Here is a 17653-nt window from a genome sequence, read left to right as displayed (position 1 = left end):
TGTGTCGTTACCGGCAAGCCCCATGGAATGGCCTGTCTACCATCCGCCCGGCGCCGCTGGGCGCGGGCGAGCGTGGCCGCTATAATCAGCCGCTTTCCTTTCGCCAGAACCCGAGACCATGACCGAGTCCGTTCTCGATTACATGACCCGCCTTGGCCGCGCCGCGCGCGCTGCCTCGCGCGTGGCCGCCCGTGCCAGCACCGCGCAGAAGAACCGCGCCCTGCTGGCTGCCGCCGATGCCCTGGATGCAGCCCGTGCCGAGCTGTCCGCCGCCAACGAGCAGGACCTGGCCAACGGCCGGGCCAACGGTCTCGAGCCAGCCATGCTCGATCGCCTGGCGCTGACCCCGGCACGCATCGACGACATGATCGAGGGCTTGCGCCAGGTCGCCACCTTGCCGGACCCCATCGGCGAGATCCGTGACATGCGCTATCTGCCGTCCGGTATCCAGGTGGGCAAGATGCGCGTGCCGCTGGGTGTGATCGGGATCATCTACGAGTCGCGGCCGAACGTGACCATCGATGCCGCCAGCCTTTGCCTGAAATCCGGCAACGCCACCATCCTGCGCGGCGGTTCCGAGGCCATCCATTCCAACCAGGCAATCGCCATCTGCATTCAGAAGGGGCTGGCCGAAGCCGGTCTGCCGAGCGAGCTGGTTCAAGTGGTGGAAACCACCGACCGTGCTGCCGTGGGCGCGCTGATCAGCATGCCGGAGTTCGTGGACGTGATCGTCCCGCGCGGCGGCAAGGGCCTGATCGAGCGCATAAGCCGTGAGGCCAAGGTGCCTGTGATCAAGCACCTGGACGGCATCTGCCACGTCTACATCGACATTGCCGCCGACCTGGACAAGGCGATTCGCGTGGCCGACAACGCCAAGACCCAGCGCTACGCGCCGTGCAATACGATGGAAACCCTGCTGGTTCACGAGGGCATTGCCGCCCGCGTGTTGCCACCGCTGGCCGCCATCTACCGCGACAAGGGCGTGGAGCTGCGTGGCGACACGGCCACTCGTGCCTTGCTGGGCAATGACGTGCTGGAGGCGACCGAAGAAGACTGGCGCACCGAGTACAACGCGCCAATCCTTTCGATCCGTATCGTCGACGGCCTCGACCAGGCCATCCAGCACATCAATGCCTACGGCTCGCAGCACACCGACGCCATCATCACCGAGAACTTCAGTGATGCCCGGCGCTTCCTCACCGAGGTGGACTCCGCTTCGGTGATGGTCAACGCCTCGACCCGATTCGCCGATGGCTTCGAGTACGGCCTGGGCGCGGAGATCGGCATTTCCACCGACAAGCTGCACGCCCGCGGGCCGGTCGGTCTGGAAGGTCTGACCAGCGAGAAGTACGTGGTCTTCGGCGACGGTCACGTACGCACCTGATGGGTAAGCGCATCGGTCTCTTCGGCGGCACTTTCGATCCTGTGCACATCGGTCATCTGCGCAGCGCCGTAGAGGTGGCCGAGCAGTTCGGCTTCGATGAGCTGCGTCTGATTCCCAGTGCTCGGCCGCCGCACCGCGACAGCCCGCGGGTGTCCGCGACCCAGCGACTGGAAATGGTGCAACTGGCGGTGGGCGGTGTCGCGCCGCTGGTGGTGGATGATCGTGAGCTCAAGCGCGAGCGCCCATCCTGGACGATCGAGACGCTGGAGTCCCTGCGTGCCGAGTTGGGCACCGATGACCAGCTGTTCCTGCTGGTCGGCTGGGATGCTTTCTGTGGACTGCCGAGCTGGCATCGCTGGAGCGAGCTGCTCGACCATTGCCACATCCTGGTCCTGCAACGACCGGATGCCGACAGCGAGGCCCCGGAAGACCTGCGTGACCTGTTGGCGGCGCGTAGCGCTGTCGATCCTCAATCCCTGCAGGGGGCAGCCGGGCAGATAGCTTTTGTCTGGCAGACCCCCTTGGCAATTTCCGCCACCCAGATTCGCCAATTGCTGGGGGAGGGGCGCTCGGTGCGCTATCTCGTGCCCGACGCCGTATTGGCCTATATCCATGCGCACGACCTTTACCGTGCGACGAACTGATTCACTGAGGTAGTTGAACCCGATGCAAAACGAAGAACTCGTCAAGGTCGCAATCGCGGCCCTGGAAGACCTGAAAGGTCAGGAAATCACCACTATCGACGTGCGTGGCAAGACCAGCATCACTGATTTCATGGTGATCGCCAGCGGTACCTCCGGCCGTCACGTCAAGTCCCTGGCCGAAAACGTGCTGGAGAAGGTCAAGGAGCAAGGCGTGCGTCCCCTGGGCAGCGAAGGCCTGGACGGCGGCGAGTGGGCCCTGCTGGACCTGGGCGATGTCGTGGTGCATGTGATGCAGGTCGCCACCCGGCAGTTCTACGACCTGGAGCGCCTGTGGCAGGGCGCCGAGCAGAGCCGCGCCCATCACAGCCACGAGTAAGCGGGGCGTCCTTTGCGTCTACGTCTGATCGCCGTTGGCACGCGGATGCCGCGCTGGGTGGAAGAGGGCTGGCACGAGTACGTCAAGCGCCTGCCTTCCGAGCTCAGCCTGGAACTGGTGGAGATCCCGCTGACCACGCGTGGCAAGAATGCCGACGTGGCGCGAATGATCCGCCAGGAGGGCGAGGCCATGCTGGCCAAGGTTCAACCGGGGGAACGCATCGTTACCCTGGAAGTCCAAGGTCGGCCCTGGAGCACCGAGCAACTGGCCGCTGAACTGGACCGCTGGCGCCTCGATTCGCGCACCGTCAACCTCATGGTCGGTGGCCCGGAAGGGCTGGCCCCGGAGGTTTGCGCGCGCAGCGAGCAGCGTTGGTCGTTGTCGCCGCTGACGTTGCCGCATCCGCTGGTTCGCATCCTCATCGGCGAACAGATCTATCGTGCCTGGACCGTGCTGTCCGGCCACCCCTATCACAAGTAAGCCCAGTCCATGCCGCAACCGATTCGCCTGAAGGACCATGAAAGAGACGCCCGTTTGGTGCGTCAGCGCGTGGTCGTGGGCGCGGTGGCGGTGGTGCTGCTGACCTGCGTACTGATTGCCCGTCTCTATTACCTGCAGGTGATCCAGTACGAGTACCACTCGACGCTGTCCGAGAACAATCGCGTCCATGTGCAGCCGATTCCGCCCACGCGCGGGCTGATCTTCGACCGCAATGGCGTGATCATCGCCGACAACCGGCCCAGCTTCAGTCTCAGCGTCACTCGTGAGCGGGCTGCCGACTGGGAGAAGACCCTCGATGTGATAGTCGAGGTGCTGCAGCTGACGCCAGATGATCGCGCACTGTTCGAGAAGCGCATGCGGCAGGGGCGGCGGCCCTTCGAGCCGGTTCCCATCCTGTTCGAGCTGACTGAAGAACAGATCGCTCGCGTGGCGGTGAACCAATTCCGCCTGCCCGGCGTGGATGTTGTTGCGCAGTTGGTGCGCCATTACCCGCAGGGCGCGCATTTCGCGCACTCCGTGGGCTATGTCGGGCGGATCAACGAGAAGGAGCTCAAGCAGCTCGATCCGGTGAACTACAGCGGTACGCACCACATCGGCAAGACCGGCATCGAGCGCTTCTACGAAGACCAGTTGCACGGAGAGGTGGGCTACGAGGAAGTCGAGACCAACGCCCGTGGCCGCGTGTTGCGCGTGCTCAAGCGAACTGACCCGAAGCCCGGCAAGGACTTGGTCCTGACCCTCGATGTGCGTCTGCAGGAAGCGGCCGAACAAGCTTTGGCCGGTCGGCGTGGCGCCATCGTCGCGATCGAGCCTTCCAGCGGTGACGTGCTGGCCATGGTCAGCCAGCCGAGCTTCGACCCCAACCCTTTCGTCACCGGCATCAGCTTCAAGGCCTATGCCGAATTGCGTGATTCCATCGACCGGCCGCTCTACAACCGTGTGCTGCGCGGCCTGTATCCGCCAGGGTCGACCATCAAGCCGATGGTGGCTGTGTCCGGCCTGGACGCGGGCGTGGTTACTCCGGCCTCGCGTGTGTTCGATCCGGGCTTCTACCAACTGCCGAACTACGACCACAAATACCGGAACTGGAACCGCAGCGGTGACGGCTGGGTGAACATGGAAACCGCGATCATGCGGTCAAATGACACCTACTTCTACGATCTTGCTCATAAAATGGGCATCGATCGCCTTCATGACTACATGAGCCGCTTCGGCTTCGGGCAGCGCGTGGCCCTCGATATGTTCGAGGAGTCTCCGGGCCTGATGCCGTCGCGTGACTGGAAACGTGCGCGCTATCGCCAGGCCTGGTATCCGGGTGAAACCCTCATTCTCGGCATTGGCCAGGGTTACATGCAGTCCACGCCGCTTCAGCTTGCGCAAGCCGTGGCGCTCATGGCCAACCGGGGAAAATGGATTCGTCCGCACCTGGCCAAGACCATCGAGGGGCAACCGCCGATCGACCCGAATCCGATGCCGGATATCATCCTGCGCGATCCGAAATACTGGGATGCAGGCCGCAACGGCATGGAACAGGTGGTCCACGGTGCCCGAGGTACGGCGCACAAGGTCGGCGCTTCCTCCGTCTACCGTATCGCCGGCAAGTCCGGTACCGCCCAGGTGGTGGCCATCAAGCAGGGCGAGAAGTACGACCGCTCCAAGGTGCAGGAACGCCATCGCGACCATGCCCTGTTCGTCGCATTTGCCCCGGCCGAGGATCCGAAGATCGCCGTGGCGGTGATGGTGGAGAACGGTGAGTCCGGTTCCGGCGTTGCCGCACCTGTGGTCAAGCAGGTGATGGATGCCTGGCTCCTCGGTGAGGATGGCCAGTTGAAACCCGAGTTCAGACCACCGCAGCCGCTGGCTGAACAGCAGAGCGCCATTCGATGAACAGCAACTTCGACCGCACCATCTCCCAGGAGGACGTGCTCAAGCGCCGCGCCACGCTCCTGCAGCGTCTGCACATTGATGGCTGGCTGCTGCTGATCATCCTGATGCTGGCGGCCGGTAGCCTGTTCGTCCTCTATTCGGCAAGCGGCAAGCATTGGGACTTGCTGATGAAGCAGGCCAGCTCCTTCGGTCTGGGTATCGGCGCGATGATCGTCATCGCCCAGTTCGAACCACGCTTCATGGCACGTTGGGTGCCCCTGGCCTATGTGATCGGCGTAGCGTTGCTGGTGGTGGTGGAAATCATGGGGCACACGGCGATGGGGGCCACTCGATGGATCAACATTCCCGGCGTGATCCGCTTCCAGCCCTCGGAATTCATGAAGATCATCATGCCGGCGACCATCGCCTGGTACCTGTCGCGGCACAACCTGCCGCCGAAGCTCAAGCACATCGCCATCAGTCTGGTGCTGATCCTGATGCCCTTCGTGCTGATCCTGAAGCAACCCGACCTCGGCACCGCCTTGCTGATCCTGGCTTCTGGCGCCTTCGTGCTGTTCATGGCCGGTCTGCAATGGCGCTGGATCGTCGGGGCTGTGGCTGCGGTGGTGCCAGTGGCGGTGGCCATGTGGTACTTCGTCCTGCACGATTACCAGAAACAGCGCGTACTGACCTTCCTCGATCCGGAGAGCGATCCGCTGGGTACTGGTTGGAACATCATCCAGTCCAAGGCCGCCATCGGATCGGGTGGAGTGTTCGGCAAGGGCTGGCTGCTGGGCACCCAGTCGCACCTGGATTTTTTGCCCGAAAGTCACACGGACTTTATCATTGCAGTCCTCGGCGAAGAGTTCGGCCTTGTGGGCGCCTGCCTGCTGCTTCTGGTCTACCTGCTCCTGATTGGCCGTGGCCTGGTGATCACCGCCCAGGCGCAGACCCTGTTCGGCAAGCTGCTGGCAGGCAGTCTTACCATGACCTTCTTCGTATACGTGTTCGTCAACATCGGCATGGTCAGTGGACTGCTGCCGGTCGTGGGGGTGCCCCTGCCCTTCATTAGCTACGGCGGAACCCATCTGGTGACGCTGCTGTCAGGGTTTGGGGTGTTGATGGCGATTCATACCCATCGCAAATGGATCGCCCAGGTTTGAAACGAGTGAATGATTTGAAAGCACTGCGCAAATGGATGCAGTTGGCAGCCTCCGGGGCCGCCCTGGTGGGACTGCTGGGGGCAGCCGCACCTGCATTTTCCGGGGACTACGAGGGATCGCCGCAGGTGGCCGAGTTCGTCGCCGAGATGACCCGTGACTACGGTTTCGCCGGTGAGCAACTGGTGGAGCTGTTCCGTGAAGTGGAGCGCAAGCAGTCCATCCTCGACGCCATCTCCCGGCCTGCCGAGCGGGTCAAGCCTTGGAAGGAATACCGCCCGATCTTCATCACCCCGGCGCGAATCCAGAAAGGCGTGACCTTCTGGAGCCAGCATGCCGAGGCCCTGGCTCGTGCCGAGAAGGAATACGGCGTACCGGCCCAGGTCATCGTCGCGATCATCGGCGTCGAGACTTTCTATGGTGGCAATACCGGCAACTTCCGCGTGATCGACGCGCTGTCCACCCTCGGCTTCGATTACCCACCGCGTGCCGACTTCTTCCGCAAGCAGCTCAAGGAGTTTCTCCTGCTGGCTCGCGAAGAGCAGGTCGATCCGCTGATGCTCAAGGGCTCCTACGCTGGCGCCATGGGCTTGCCACAGTTCATGCCGAGCAGCTTCCGCGCCTACGCCGTGGACTTCGACGGCGACGGCCACATCGATATCTGGAATAACCCGGTGGATGCCATCGGCAGCGTTGCCAGCTATTTCAAGCGCCACGGCTGGGTCGCTGGTGCACCGGTGGTCACCCGCGCCAAGGTTCGTGGGGATCGAATCGACGAAGGGTTGACCCAGGGGCTGGACCCGGTGAAGAACGTCGGCGATCTTAGGGCGCTGGGCTGGGCAAGCAGCGACGCACTGCGCGATGATGTGCCGGTTACGGCTTTCAAGCTGGAGGGTGACGAGGGGGCGGAGTACTGGATGGGACTTCCGAACTTCTACGTCATTACCCGCTACAATCGCAGCGTGATGTACTCCATGGCAGTGCATCAGCTATCCGAACTGCTGGTCAACGCAAGGGGCGGGCGTTAACCGATGCCACAACCGATAAGAGTCGCCGTCTATGGCGCCGTAGCATTGTTGCTGGCTAGCTGCTCGAGCAGCCGAGCGCCGGAACCGGTCCAACCCGGCGGGCAGATTTCCGGTCCCGGCGATTACGCGCGTCCACACAGGGACGGCGCGCCATGGTGGGACGTCGACGTCTCGCGCATTCCCGATGCCGTGCCCATGCCGCATTACGGCTCGATCAAGGCCAACCCTTATACCGTGCTGGGCAAGACCTACTACCCGATGAACGACGCGCGTCGTTATCAGGCGGTTGGCACGGCGTCCTGGTACGGCACCAAGTTCCACGGTCAGGCCACTGCCAACGGCGAGGCCTATGATCTATACGGCATGACCGCCGCACACAAGACCTTGCCGTTGCCAAGCTATGTCCGGGTGACCAACCTCGATAACGGCCGCAGTGTGATTCTGCGGGTCAACGACCGTGGTCCGTTCTACTCCGACCGCATCATCGACCTGTCCTTCGCTGCGGCGAAGAAGCTCGGCTATGCCGAAACCGGCACCGCCCGCGTCAAGGTCGAGGGCATTGATCCTCATGAGTGGTGGGCTGCCCAAGGTCGCCCGGTGCCCATGGTCCTCGCCCAGCCGAAGATGGCCGCTCAGGCGAAACCACAGGTCCAGCCCCAGCCTGTCGCCCAGATTGCCAGCGCGCCAATCGAGCAGTACACCCCGCCGCCGCAGCAGCATGCCGCCGCCGTCCTGCCCGTGCAGATCGACGCAAAAAAAAACGATTCACTCGCAGCGTCTGGCCTGTATCTCCAGGTGGGCGCCTTCGCCAATCCGGACGCTGCGGAACTCCTCAAGGCCAAGCTGAGCGAGACGGTGAGTGCGCCAGTCTTCATCAGCTCGGTCGTGCGCAACCAGCAGATACTGCACCGGGTACGCCTGGGGCCGATCGGAACTCAGGGTGAAGCACAAGACGTGCAGAACTCCGTGCGCCTGGCCAACCTCGGCCAACCCACCCTGGTGAAGCCGGACTGACGGCTTCTTCTTTTGCCCGCAAGGGCCTGTTAGACCATTAGCTACTTCTCAGAGAGACGGATGAACATCTTCAGCTTTGCCAAACGCTTACTTCTGCCCGCAGCCCTGCTCATCGTCGCGCCGGTCTCCATGGCGGCCCAGCAGATCATCCCGTCGCCGCCGCAACTGGCCGCCAAATCCTATGTGCTGATGGACGCCCAGAGTGGTCAGGTCCTGGTCGAGAACAACGGCGACCAGCGCCTGCCTCCGGCGAGTCTGACCAAGCTGATGACCGCCTACATCGCCACCCTGGAGATCCGCAAGGGCCAGATTGGCGAGTCCGACCCTGTCACCATCAGTGAGCACGCCTGGCGCACCGGCGGCTCGCGCATGTTCGTCCAGGTGAACACCCAGGTAACCCTGAGTGACCTGCTGCACGGCATCATCATCCAGTCTGGCAACGACGCCAGCGTGGCCGTAGCCGAGCATATCGCCGGCAGCGAAGACGCTTTTGCCGACATGATGAACACCACTGCCGAGAAGCTCGGCATGAGCAACAGCCACTTCATGAACGCCACCGGTCTGCCCAACCCTGAGCACTACTCCACTGCTCACGATATGGCGACCTTGGCCCGCGCGATCATCTACGAAGATCCTGTCCACTACGCCATCTACTCCCAGAAGGAATTCTTCTGGAACAACATCAAGCAACCCAACCGCAACCTGCTTCTGTGGCGTGACAAGACCGTCGACGGCCTGAAGACCGGCCACACTGACGAGGCCGGCTACTGCCTGGTGGCTTCCGCCGTACGTGACAACATGCGCCTGATCGCCGTGGTGTTCGGCACCAACAGCGAGCAGGCCCGTGCAGCCGAAACCCAGAAGCTGCTGACCTACGGCTTCCGCTTCTTCGAAACCCAGACCTTCTACCAGAAGGGTGCCGAGCTGGCGAAAGCCCAGGTGTGGAAAGGCGCCGTCCGCGAAGCCAAGGCTGGCCTGGCCCAGGACCTGACCCTGACCCTGCCGAAGGGCCAGATCAAGAAACTGCAGGCCAGCATGACCTTGAATCCGCAACTGGTCGCCCCCATCAAGCAGGGTGATGTAATCGGCAAGGTGGAGGTCAAGATGGAAGACCAGGTTGTCCACAGTGCCGATTTGATCGCCCTGGAAACCGTTGAGGAAGGTGGCTTCTTCCGCCGCCTGTGGGATAGCATCCGCCTGTTCTTCTACGGCCTGTTCAACTGACCTTCTGAGCCGACGCCTCTCACCCTGAAGGGGGACGGGGCGTCCGCATCGCGGACCACGAGTCCGCCGCCGCCATGACCGATACTCCTGACGTACAACCCCCGAAAATCGAGTTTCCCTGCGAGCGCTACCCTATCAAGGTGATCGGCGACTCTGGGGAAGGCTTTGCCGACCTGGTGATCGAAATCATCCAGCGCCACGCTCCTGACTTCGACGCTGCCACCTTGGTGATTCGCGATAGCCGTAATGGGCGATTCCTCTCGGTGCAAGTGTTGATCACCGCCACTGGCGTAGACCAGTTGCAGGCGATCCATGTCGACCTGCGTGCCACTGGCCGCGTGCATATGGTCCTCTAGTGACTTCTGCCGAACTCATCGTGCGATATCTGGGGTTGGTGGACTACCTGCCGACCTTGGAAGCGATGCGCCGTCTGACTACCGAGCGTGACGAGCGAACTCCCGACGAAATCTGGCTGCTGCAGCATCCCCAGGTGTTCACCCAGGGCCAGGCCGGCAAGGCTGAGCATCTGCTGGAGACGGGCGACATCCCGGTGATCCAGGTCGAGCGCGGCGGTCAGGTTACCTACCATGGCCCCGGCCAACTGGTGGCTTACGTGATGCTGGATCTGCGTAGGCTGGGGCTGGGTGTGCGCGAGCTGGTGACGGCTCTTGAGCAGAGCCTGGTCGATGTAATGGCGATCTACGGTGTCGAGGCAGCGCCTAAGGCTGATGCCCCTGGCGTCTATGTCAACGGCGACAAGATCGCCTCACTGGGGCTGCGTGTCAGCCGCGGCTGCTCCTTCCACGGCCTGGCGCTTAACGTAGACATGGACCTGTCGCCCTTCTGGCGGATCAACCCTTGCGGTTACGCCGGGTTGAAGATGGTGCAGCTCAAGGACCTGATCGAGACGCCGCCGCAGCTCGATGAGGTGGCACAGCACCTTGAGCAGGCACTGCGCCGGCGGCTGGGTTACACGCAGTAGAGGCACTTCCCGGAAGAAAGAAGGCCCCTTCTCCCATCGGGAGAGGGGGCCTTTTCGTTTATTCAACCTCGCTGAACGCATCGCCGGGCTGGGCAGTTCCTGCTCAGCCCAGATTGAGCGCGGGAATGATACTCGGGTCCAAGGCCTGGCCCGGTACCGGTACCGGTGCAGCCAAGCCCAGGTTGTTCTTCTCGAACACCCGGTCGGCCCTGTAGCTGGAGCGCACCAGCGGACCGGCTGCGACTTCCATGAAACCCTTCTCCAGGCCGATATCGCGGAAGCGGTTGAATTCCTCGGGGCTGACCCAACGCTTGACCGGCAGGTGGTTGCGAGTGGGTTGCAGGTATTGCCCGAGGGTCAGGATGTCCACGCCAATTGCACGCAGGTCATCCATGGTCTCGATGACTTCTTCGTCCGTCTCACCAAGCCCGAGCATCAGGCTGGTCTTGGTCAGCACGTCCGGACGATGGCGCTTGGCATGCTCCAGTACGCGCAGGGTTTTCTCGTAGCCGGCACGCGGGTCGCGCACCACGTGGGTCAGGCGCTTGACGGTCTCGACGTTCTGCGCGAATACCTCCAAGCCAGAGTCCACCACTCGTTCGATGGCCTTGGAGTCGCCATTGAAGTCGGGGGTCAGGGCTTCCACGACCACCTTCGGCGTACGCTCCTTGATGGCGCGCACACAGGCAGTGTAATGGCTGGCGCCGCCGTCATCGAGATCATCGCGGTCCACCGAGGTCAGCACGATGTAGCGCAGCGCCATAAGCTCGACCGACTTGGCAGTGTTCTGCGGTTCTTCCAGATCCAGCCAGCCATTCGGATTGCCAGTGTCCACGGCACAGAATCGGCAGGCGCGAGTGCATACCGAGCCCATCAGCATGATGGTGGCTGTGCCGTTGGACCAGCACTCACCCATGTTCGGGCAATGCGATTCCTGGCACACGGTGCTGAGGCGATGTTCGCCAACATTGCGCTTGACCGCCTCGAAGCGGCTGCCGCCCGGTGCCTTTACCCGCAACCACTTGGGCTTGGGCTCGAACACCTGGGGTTCGGCCGAGGCGCGACGCTTCTGGCCATCCTTGATTGCGGTGATGCCCTGAGCAGTACGGAACTTTTCGCCGCTGGCGACGTGTTTGGACGAGTCTGTATCGGACATCGGAAATCTGGCTCCGCTGGTGGCTCCGTTGGCTGCCGCAGGGGCAAAAAGGGGTGGCGCAGTTTATCACAAAGGCGTTTGCACGAGCTCGCAGCCGTCTGGAGACGGGAGCGCGTGCTATCGCGAAAAAGGGCTGGGCGCCTCAGCGCCCTTCACGTAACTGCTTGAGCAGATCCAGGTTTGGGTAGCCGTCTGCCGGCCAGCCCAGGCGTTGCTGGTAGCCGCGGATCGCCTTGCGGGTATTGGCGCCAATGATGCCGTCCGCAGCACCCGGGTTGAAGCCGGCACCGGCCAGGGACTCCTGCAACTCCACTCGTTCGCTGCGGCTCAGCGGACGCTCGTCGCGAGGCCAACTACCAGTGAGCTGGCCACGGCCATCGAAGCGCTCGCCCAGCAGGCTGACCGCCAGGGCGTAGGACGAGGAATTGTTGTACTTGAGGATGGCGCGGAAGTTATCCAGCACGAGGAAGGCCGGTCCGCGGTGGCCGGCTGGCAAAAGCAAAGAAGCGCTGTCGTTGCCGAGGCCCGCGCCTTGCGGGCCGACTTGCACGCCCATCGCTTGCCATTGCGCCACGGGTTTACGGATGTCTCCGTCCGCGTGGGCGTAGTCGAAGCCCTGCGGCAATTGAACCTGCAGTGCTGCGGGTTGGCCTTTGTGCCAGCCTGAGGCCTGGAGGTAGTGGGCGGCGGAGGCCAGGGCATCGGCCGAGGAACTCCAGATGTCGCGGCGACCATCACCATCGAAGTCCACCGCATGGCTGTTGTAGGTTGTCGGGATGAACTGGGTCTGACCCATGGCGCCGGCCCAGGACCCAAGCATGCTGCCGGGCTGAATGTCGCCGTGTTGGAGGATCTGCAGGGCAGCCAGCAGTTGCGCGTGGGCGAATTCGGGACGACGGCCTTCGTAGGCCAGGGTGGCCAGGGAGCGGATCACCGACTTGTCGCCCATGAACTGGCCAAAGCTGCTTTCCATGCCCCAGATGGCCACCAATGGCTCGCGATCCACGCCGAATCGTTGCTCGATGGCGTCCAGCGTCGCAGCGTGCTCGGTAATCAGTGCCTGTCCCTTGCGCACGCGATAGGGAGAGATGGCGCCTTCCAGATACTCCCAGACCGGCCGTGTGAATTCGGGCTGGCTGCGGTCAGCGGTGATTACGCTCGGGTCCGGGGTAATACCGGCAAAGGCTCGGTCGAAGGTGCTGGCATCAATGCCTTGGGCCAAGGCCTGGCGGCGGAAGCCGTCGCGCCACGCGTTGAAGCTGATGGCGGGCATTTGCACCGGAATCTGTGCGGGCGTTGCGGCGGGTTTGCTGGCAGGCTGGCTCGCCTGGGGCAGGGGCGTAGTAGCGGATTTCTGGGCCGGTGCATCGGCGCAGGAGCTGAGCAGGGTGAGGGCAGAAGCCACGGCCAGGCTGCGGAACATCAGGCCGGGGACGGGGGCATCGAACATACGCAAGTCTCGAGGCAGACGAATCAAGCCGCGACCTTAACATGTCCGAGCCTTTTCAGACCGCTATAAGCGACGAAGCCTCCCAATCCTGGGAGGCTTCGCGGCGGTAACTTCCTTTGCCTTTCATGGGCTTTTCCTGGCGGCAGCGGAAGAGTGGCTGGGCTACCAGGGATTTGGCGCGGTCAGGTGCGCCTGGCTTGCGTTTCTTGGCCATGGCCGATCCTCGATGGGGCACGCATCAGTGCGGGCGCGCGCATCATCGGCTGCTGGTCAGAAAATGTCCAGCTATTCGGCCGCCAGCGGCAGGCGTTGGCCGGCCAGCAGCAGAGCAAGTCGAGCGAGACCGTTCCAGGGATCGCCCGGAGCCTGCCCCTTGATCTGCGCGTCGATGCGTTGGGCATCCTGCAGCAACTGGTTCCAGCGTGATGCCGGGTGACGTTGCAGGGCGCGGGTGACCAATGGGCGGCGCTTATCCCAGACCGGCGGCCGGGCAGCGGCAAAGGCTTTCTCCAGCGGCACGCCCTGGCTGTATTGCTGGGCCAGTCCACCCAGCAGGCGCAGTTCCCGCGCGAGCGCCCAGAGTATCACCGGAGGCTCTACGCCTTCGCCGCGCAGGCCTTCCAGCGAACGTAGGGTGTGGGCGGGCTCGCCGTTGAGGGCTGCGTCGATCAGGCCAAAAACATCGAAACGGGCGCTGTCAGCTACCGCGGCCTGGACCGTGGCGGCATCCACCTGGCCACCGTCGGCCAACAGTTTGAGTTTTTCGATCTCCTGGGCGGCGGCCAACAGGTTGCCCTCTACCCGTGCGGCGATCAGGTCGACCGCTTCCTGGTTGGCGGCCAGACCGGCCTGGGATAGGCGTTGGCGTATCCACTGCGGCAGGTTGTGGGCCTCGATAGGCCAGATCTGGATGAACTGGGCGTCGGGGCCGTCGATCAGGGCCTTGGCCCATTTGGTCTTCTGAGTGCTGCCGTCGAGTTTGGGCAGACTGAGCAGCAGCACGGTGTCTTCCGGCGGGCGGGAGAGGTATTCCAGAAGCGCAGAAGCGCCCTTGTCTCCCGGCTTGCCTGAGGGAAGGCGCAATTCCAGCAGGCGTTTCTCGGCGAACAGCGACAGGCTGGCGCCGGCTTCGAGCAGCAGGCCCCAGTCAAAGTTCGCCTCGGCGTTGAACACCTGGCGCTCGCTGAAATCCTGCGCACGGACGCTGGCGCGGATCGCGTCGCAGGCCTCCTGGCAGAGCAGCGGCTCATCGCCGCTGACGACGTAAACAGGCGCCAGTTGGCCCTGCAGGTGTTTGCCCAGTTGTGCGGGATTGAGTTTCATAGGCGCAAATGACTGGGGCCGCTATGCGGCCCCATTTACTCACTGGATGGGCAGTTGCAGCGGAGATTGCTGCGGTTGCCGGGCCTTCTCGGCCTGGCGTGCGGCTTCCATTGCTTCCGCTTCGGCCTGGGCCTTGGCTTCTGCAGTCTGCTGCAGCTGGTCGAGTTGAGCCGGGGTGATCAACTGCAGGCGCATGAGCATCTGCTGAATCATTTCCTGGCGCATTTCCACACGCAGCTGGGCGGCTTCCTGGTCGGAGCCGATCAGGTTGTTGCTGTCGAATACGTAGTACTTTTGTACGGTCAGCTTGTCGTTCATCAGCAGCAGGTCGTTGTTGCCGCGAATTTCGTACTGCAGGGTCTTGGTCAGTTCGTACTCTGCACTGCGCGCGCCAGAGGTGTAGGTGGCGGTGCGCTGGGTCTCGTCTTCGCGGGCCAGCACCAGAGTGTAGGGAGCACCGGCGTGGACGTTCACGCCGTTGTTTTCCAGCGCCTCACGCATTTCCTTGATGGTCTGGCCGTATTGGTTGCGAGCGGTTACGTCCAGTTCGTCCAGGGCGAACTTGGCGTCGCCTGTGCCGCGCAGTTGAAAACCGCACGCACTCAGCAGCACGGTAAGGCCCAGGACCAGCAGATTCCGTTTCTTCATTTCTTGCTTTCCCCTTGCGAGCAGTCCGGCACCACTCCCGGAGGAGGGCGCCGGCTTCGATCAGTTGGCGACGATATTGACCAGTTTGCCAGGCACCACGATGACCTTGCGGATGGTGAGGCCGTCGGTGAAGCGCAGCACGTTCTCGTTGGCGCGCGCGGCGGCTTCAACCGCTTCGCGGCTGGCGTCTGCCGGCACTTCGATATGGCCGCGCAGCTTGCCGTTGACCTGTACCACCAGTTGCAGGCTGTCCTGCACCAGGGCGGCTTCGTCCACGGTTGGCCAGGCGGCGTCGATGACTGCACCGGTGTGGCCCAGTTCGCGCCAGAGCTCGTGGCTGATATGCGGAGTGATGGGCGCCAGCAGCAGGGCGATGGTTTCCAGGCCCTCCTGCAGCAGGGCGCGGTCTTCGGCGCTGGCCTGGGGAGCCTTTTCCAGGACGTTCATCAGGGTCATCACGGCGGCGATGGCGGTGTTGAATTTGTGGTGCTGGCCAATATCCTGGCTGGCCTGCTTGATGGCCAGGTGGATGGCGCGATGCACGCCTTTCTGCTCATCGTTCAGGACGCTGCGATCCAGCGCGGACGGCAGGCCGGCAGCGACGTGGGACTGGGCCAGTCGCCAGACGCGACGCAGGAAGCGGCTGGCGCCTTCGACGCCGGAGTCGGACCATTCCAGGCTCATGTCCGGCGGCGAGGCGAACATCATGAACAGGCGGCAGGTGTCGGCGCCGTAAGCATCGATCATTGCCTGCGGGTCCACGCCGTTGTTCTTCGACTTGGACATCTTCTCGGTGCCGCCGATTTCCACCGGCAGGCCGTCGGTTTTCAAGCGGGCGCCGATGATCTTGGCCTTGGCGTCGCGCTCGACTTCGACATCAGCCGGGTTAAACCAGTCCTTGCCGCCATTGGCTGCAACGCGATAGTAGGTTTCTGCGACGACCATGCCCTGGGTGAGCAGGTTCTTGAACGGCTCGTCGGAGCTGACCAGGCCTTGGTCACGCATCAGCTTGTGGAAGAAGCGTGCGTAGAGCAGGTGCAGGATGGCGTGTTCGATGCCGCCGATGTACTGGTCCACCGGCAGCCAGTGGTTGGCTGCGGCCGGGTCGACCATGCCTTTGTCGTAGTTCGGGGAGGCATAGCGGGCGAAGTACCAGGAGCTTTCCACGAAGGTGTCCATGGTGTCCGTTTCGCGCTTGGCCGCAGTGCCGCATTTGGGGCAGCTGCACGCGTAGAACTCGGGCATCTTCGCCAGCGGGCTGCCAGCGCCGTCCGGTACCACGTCTTCGGGAAGGACGACCGGCAGTTGGTCTTCCGGCACTGGAACGTCGCCACAGCTCGGGCAATGGATGATCGGGATCGGGCAGCCCCAGTAGCGCTGACGGCTGATGCCCCAGTCGCGCAGGCGGAACTGGGTGCGGGCCTGGCCCAGGCCTTTCTTCTGCAGGGCAACTTCGATGGCGTCGAAGGCGCCTTGGTAGTCCAGGCCGTCGAACTCGCCGGAGTTGATCAGTTGGCCATGCTCGCCATAGGCGTCTTGCCACGGGGCCGGGTTTTCGTCGCCGGAAGATGTGCGAACTACCGATTTGATCGGCAGGTTGTACTTGTGCGCGAAGGCGAAATCGCGCTCATCGTGGGCCGGTACGGCCATCACGGCGCCTTCGCCGTAGTTCATCAGGACGTAGTTGGCAACCCAGACCGGGAGCTTCTCGCCAGTCAGCGGATGCTCGACGAACAGGGGCGTGGGCAGGCCCTTCTTCTCCTGGGTGGCGATGTCGGCTTCGGCAACGCCGCCGCGCTTGCACTCATCGATGAAGGCTTGCAGTTCAGCGGCCTGGGCGGCCGGCAGCTTCTGCACGGCGAGGGTCGCCAGCGGGTGCTCGGCTGCAACGGCCACGTAGGTGGCGCCCAGCAGGGTATCCGGACGGGTGGTGAAGACTTTCATTGCGCCGGCCTGGCCAATGCTGGCCTGGTCGTAGGGGAAGCTGACTTCCATGCCGCGGGACTTGCCGATCCAGTTGCGCTGCATGGTCTTGACCTGCTCGGGCCAGCCATCCAGGTCGTCGAGGCTGCTCAAGAGTTCATCCGCGTACGCGGTGATCTTGAAGTAGTACATCGGGATCTCGCGCTTCTCTACCAGCGCACCGGAGCGCCAGCCGCGACCGTCGATGACCTGCTCGTTGGCGAGGACCGTCTGGTCTGCCGGGTCCCAGTTGACGGTACCGTTCTTGCGGTAGATCACGCCTTTTTCGAACAGCTTGGTGAACAGCCATTGTTCCCAGCGATAGTAGTCAGGCTTGCAGGTGGTGACTTCACGGGACCAGTCGATGGCGAGGCCCAGGCTCTTCAGCTGGGTCTTCATGTAGTCGATGTTCTCGTAGGTCCACTTTGCCGGCGCGACGTTGTTCTTCATCGCGGCGTTTTCCGCCGGCATACCGAAGGCGTCCCAGCCCATGGGCTGCAGCACGTTCTTGCCCAGCATGCGCTGGTAGCGGGCGATCACGTCACCAATGGTGTAGTTGCGCACGTGCCCCATGTGTAGCTTGCCGCTCGGGTAGGGGAACATCGACAGGCAATAGAAGGTGTCCTTGCCGGGCTGCTCACTCACTTCAAAGGATTTATGCGCGTCCCAGTGGGCTTGCGCGGCGGCTTCGATTTCGCGGGGCTGATACTGTTCGTGCATGGCTACTGGCGCTGGAGGATGGAGTTCCCTGGGGCCGGTTGCGCTGGCCGTGGCCGCGGTGCCGGACCCTGGAGGAAAAGGAAATTCAAGCGCCGTAGCATACATGACCCCCGCCGACCGAGGGAAACCCTGAATGCACGGGTGGACGTCCGTCGCCAATGCCGGCGCCGTTTGTCGCGGGCACCTTGCAGCAAGGAACCGAACGCTAAGCTTTT

General features: G+C 63.2%; 17 protein-coding genes. 11 read left to right on the top strand and 6 right to left on the bottom strand.

Annotated features, from left to right (window positions below; all coding sequences use genetic code 11):
* The first annotated feature begins 118 nt into the window (after nucleotides 1-118).
* The 11 genes from D6Z43_RS15980 (at nucleotide 119) to lipB (ending at nucleotide 10179) form a co-directional block, all read left to right on the top strand.
* Nucleotides 119-1384 (top strand): glutamate-5-semialdehyde dehydrogenase, encoded by a 1266-nt coding sequence (locus tag D6Z43_RS15980; protein WP_120653129.1) that lies wholly within the window; start codon nucleotides 119-121, stop codon nucleotides 1382-1384.
* Nucleotides 1384-2028 carry a nicotinate-nucleotide adenylyltransferase gene (gene nadD / locus D6Z43_RS15975; protein WP_120653128.1) on the top strand — a complete coding sequence of 215 codons (645 nt, stop codon included), beginning with the start codon at nucleotides 1384-1386 and terminating at the stop codon, nucleotides 2026-2028. Before D6Z43_RS15980 ends, nadD begins: the two co-directional genes overlap by 1 nt.
* Before the next feature lie 22 nt (nucleotides 2029-2050).
* Entirely contained in the window at nucleotides 2051-2404 is a 354-nt protein-coding gene (rsfS, locus tag D6Z43_RS15970; protein WP_120653127.1) for a ribosome silencing factor, read from the top strand.
* 12 nt (nucleotides 2405-2416) lie between these two features.
* Entirely contained in the window at nucleotides 2417-2884 is a 468-nt protein-coding gene (rlmH, locus tag D6Z43_RS15965; protein ID WP_044872302.1) for a 23S rRNA (pseudouridine(1915)-N(3))-methyltransferase RlmH, read from the top strand.
* A 9-nt stretch (nucleotides 2885-2893) separates the two neighbouring features.
* A complete protein-coding gene (gene mrdA, locus D6Z43_RS15960) occupies nucleotides 2894-4792 on the top strand; it encodes a penicillin-binding protein 2 (RefSeq protein WP_120653126.1) in 1899 nt (632 codons plus the stop codon).
* Nucleotides 4789-5934 (top strand): rod shape-determining protein RodA, encoded by a 1146-nt coding sequence (gene rodA / locus D6Z43_RS15955; RefSeq protein ID WP_120653125.1) that lies wholly within the window; start codon nucleotides 4789-4791, stop codon nucleotides 5932-5934. Before mrdA ends, rodA begins: the two co-directional genes overlap by 4 nt.
* A gap of 35 nt (nucleotides 5935-5969) precedes the next feature.
* Nucleotides 5970-6959 carry a lytic murein transglycosylase B gene (gene mltB / locus D6Z43_RS15950; RefSeq protein ID WP_162945903.1) on the top strand — a complete coding sequence of 330 codons (990 nt, stop codon included), beginning with the start codon at nucleotides 5970-5972 and terminating at the stop codon, nucleotides 6957-6959.
* A 3-nt stretch (nucleotides 6960-6962) separates the two neighbouring features.
* Nucleotides 6963-7973 carry a septal ring lytic transglycosylase RlpA family protein gene (locus D6Z43_RS15945; protein ID WP_120653123.1) on the top strand — a complete coding sequence of 337 codons (1011 nt, stop codon included), beginning with the start codon at nucleotides 6963-6965 and terminating at the stop codon, nucleotides 7971-7973.
* A gap of 60 nt (nucleotides 7974-8033) precedes the next feature.
* Nucleotides 8034-9197: a D-alanyl-D-alanine carboxypeptidase family protein gene (locus D6Z43_RS15940; RefSeq protein ID WP_120653122.1), complete on the top strand. Its 1164-nt coding sequence runs from the start codon at nucleotides 8034-8036 to the stop codon at nucleotides 9195-9197.
* A 74-nt stretch (nucleotides 9198-9271) separates the two neighbouring features.
* Complete coding sequence (locus D6Z43_RS15935; RefSeq protein WP_120653121.1) at nucleotides 9272-9553, top strand: DUF493 domain-containing protein; 282 nt, start codon at nucleotides 9272-9274, stop codon at nucleotides 9551-9553.
* Nucleotides 9553-10179 (top strand): lipoyl(octanoyl) transferase LipB, encoded by a 627-nt coding sequence (lipB, locus tag D6Z43_RS15930; RefSeq protein ID WP_120653120.1) that lies wholly within the window; start codon nucleotides 9553-9555, stop codon nucleotides 10177-10179. The genes D6Z43_RS15935 and lipB overlap by 1 nt, the downstream gene beginning before the upstream one ends.
* A 103-nt stretch (nucleotides 10180-10282) precedes the next feature.
* Here the strand turns inward: lipB and lipA are convergent, their stop codons facing one another.
* The 6 genes from lipA to leuS form a co-directional block, all read right to left on the bottom strand.
* A complete protein-coding gene (gene lipA / locus D6Z43_RS15925) occupies nucleotides 10283-11335 on the bottom strand; it encodes a lipoyl synthase (protein ID WP_120653119.1) in 1053 nt (350 codons plus the stop codon).
* A gap of 142 nt (nucleotides 11336-11477) precedes the next feature.
* On the bottom strand, nucleotides 11478-12785 hold the full coding sequence (locus D6Z43_RS15920) for a lytic murein transglycosylase (RefSeq protein WP_120653118.1): 1308 nt from the start codon (nucleotides 12783-12785) through the stop codon (nucleotides 11478-11480).
* A gap of 55 nt (nucleotides 12786-12840) precedes the next feature.
* Nucleotides 12841-12999, bottom strand: a complete 159-nt coding sequence (gene arfA, locus D6Z43_RS15915) for an alternative ribosome rescue factor ArfA (RefSeq protein ID WP_120653117.1) — start codon at nucleotides 12997-12999, stop codon at nucleotides 12841-12843.
* A gap of 71 nt (nucleotides 13000-13070) precedes the next feature.
* Nucleotides 13071-14108, bottom strand: a complete 1038-nt coding sequence (gene holA / locus D6Z43_RS15910; protein WP_120653116.1) for a DNA polymerase III subunit delta — start codon at nucleotides 14106-14108, stop codon at nucleotides 13071-13073.
* Between the two features lie 39 nt (nucleotides 14109-14147).
* Nucleotides 14148-14756, bottom strand: coding sequence for an LPS assembly lipoprotein LptE (gene lptE / locus D6Z43_RS15905; RefSeq protein WP_120653115.1), 609 nt, complete (start codon nucleotides 14754-14756; stop codon nucleotides 14148-14150).
* A gap of 60 nt (nucleotides 14757-14816) precedes the next feature.
* Nucleotides 14817-17438 carry a leucine--tRNA ligase gene (gene leuS, locus D6Z43_RS15900; protein ID WP_120653114.1) on the bottom strand — a complete coding sequence of 874 codons (2622 nt, stop codon included), beginning with the start codon at nucleotides 17436-17438 and terminating at the stop codon, nucleotides 14817-14819.
* Between the last annotated feature and the right edge of the window lie 215 nt (nucleotides 17439-17653).

Source organism: Pseudomonas sp. DY-1 (assembly GCF_003626975.1).
GTDB lineage: Bacteria > Pseudomonadota > Gammaproteobacteria > Pseudomonadales > Pseudomonadaceae > Metapseudomonas.
The sequence above is the reverse complement of the archived record's forward strand: the minus strand, read 5'-3'. Positions and strand labels throughout refer to the sequence as shown.

Bases quoted from the DNA above. Each gene is read 5' to 3' on its own strand.
- rsfS (WP_120653127.1), top strand. From the start codon at position 2,051: ATGCAAAACGAAGAACTCGTCAAGGTCGCAATCGCGGCCCTGGAAGAC.
- lptE (WP_120653115.1), bottom strand. From the start codon at position 14,756: ATGAAGAAACGGAATCTGCTGGTCCTGGGCCTTACCGTGCTGCTGAGT.
- D6Z43_RS15920 (WP_120653118.1), bottom strand. From the start codon at position 12,785: ATGTTCGATGCCCCCGTCCCCGGCCTGATGTTCCGCAGCCTGGCCGTG.
- D6Z43_RS15980 (WP_120653129.1), top strand. From the start codon at position 119: ATGACCGAGTCCGTTCTCGATTACATGACCCGCCTTGGCCGCGCCGCG.
- D6Z43_RS15935 (WP_120653121.1), top strand. From the start codon at position 9,272: ATGACCGATACTCCTGACGTACAACCCCCGAAAATCGAGTTTCCCTGC.
- D6Z43_RS15940 (WP_120653122.1), top strand. From the start codon at position 8,034: ATGAACATCTTCAGCTTTGCCAAACGCTTACTTCTGCCCGCAGCCCTG.
- D6Z43_RS15945 (WP_120653123.1), top strand. From the start codon at position 6,963: ATGCCACAACCGATAAGAGTCGCCGTCTATGGCGCCGTAGCATTGTTG.
- leuS (WP_120653114.1), bottom strand. From the start codon at position 17,438: ATGCACGAACAGTATCAGCCCCGCGAAATCGAAGCCGCCGCGCAAGCC.
- arfA (WP_120653117.1), bottom strand. From the start codon at position 12,999: ATGGCCAAGAAACGCAAGCCAGGCGCACCTGACCGCGCCAAATCCCTG.
- nadD (WP_120653128.1), top strand. From the start codon at position 1,384: ATGGGTAAGCGCATCGGTCTCTTCGGCGGCACTTTCGATCCTGTGCAC.
- mltB (WP_162945903.1), top strand. From the start codon at position 5,970: ATGCAGTTGGCAGCCTCCGGGGCCGCCCTGGTGGGACTGCTGGGGGCA.
- mrdA (WP_120653126.1), top strand. From the start codon at position 2,894: ATGCCGCAACCGATTCGCCTGAAGGACCATGAAAGAGACGCCCGTTTG.
- holA (WP_120653116.1), bottom strand. From the start codon at position 14,108: ATGAAACTCAATCCCGCACAACTGGGCAAACACCTGCAGGGCCAACTG.
- lipA (WP_120653119.1), bottom strand. From the start codon at position 11,335: ATGTCCGATACAGACTCGTCCAAACACGTCGCCAGCGGCGAAAAGTTC.
- rodA (WP_120653125.1), top strand. From the start codon at position 4,789: ATGAACAGCAACTTCGACCGCACCATCTCCCAGGAGGACGTGCTCAAG.